The organism is Pseudomonas sp. RGM 3321, assembly GCF_022836805.1.
Lineage (GTDB): Bacteria > Pseudomonadota > Gammaproteobacteria > Pseudomonadales > Pseudomonadaceae > Aquipseudomonas.
Genome location: NZ_JALHBH010000025.1, coordinates 1 through 376, shown reverse-complemented (window position 1 = coordinate 376; position 376 = coordinate 1). Strand labels below are relative to the sequence as shown.

The window sequence follows — 376 nt, the reverse complement described above, 5'->3', positions numbered from 1 at the left end:
ATCTCTGGCGAGCAGTTCCACGGCAGCAAGGCTTCGTAATCCTCTACCGATGCAGCATGCGGCAACCGCTCAAGTACGTGGCGCAGCCACGTATAAGGCTCTTGGCCGTTGAGTTTGGCGGTCTCGATCAGGCTGTAGATCTGGGCGCTGGCCGTGGCGCCTTTGGGCGTGTCGCTGAACAGCCAGGCTTTTCGTCCAATGGCGAACGGCCTGATTGCTCTTTCGGCAGCTTTGTTGTCGATGGGTAGTAAACCAGCTTCGATATAACGCTCTATCCGGCTCCAGTTGTGGGCCAGGTAGTTCACCGCTTTACCCAAGGCACTTTGCGACGTGACCTGCGGCTGCGTTGTTTCCATCCATGCTTTGAGCTTCGTCA

At 56.9% G+C, this 376-nt stretch carries 1 protein-coding gene; it reads right to left on the bottom strand.

Annotated elements, in window-relative coordinates; genetic code table 11:
* A partial coding sequence (locus tag RGM3321_RS00080; protein WP_244391002.1) for a transposase occupies window positions 1-376 on the bottom strand: 376 nt, incomplete at both ends.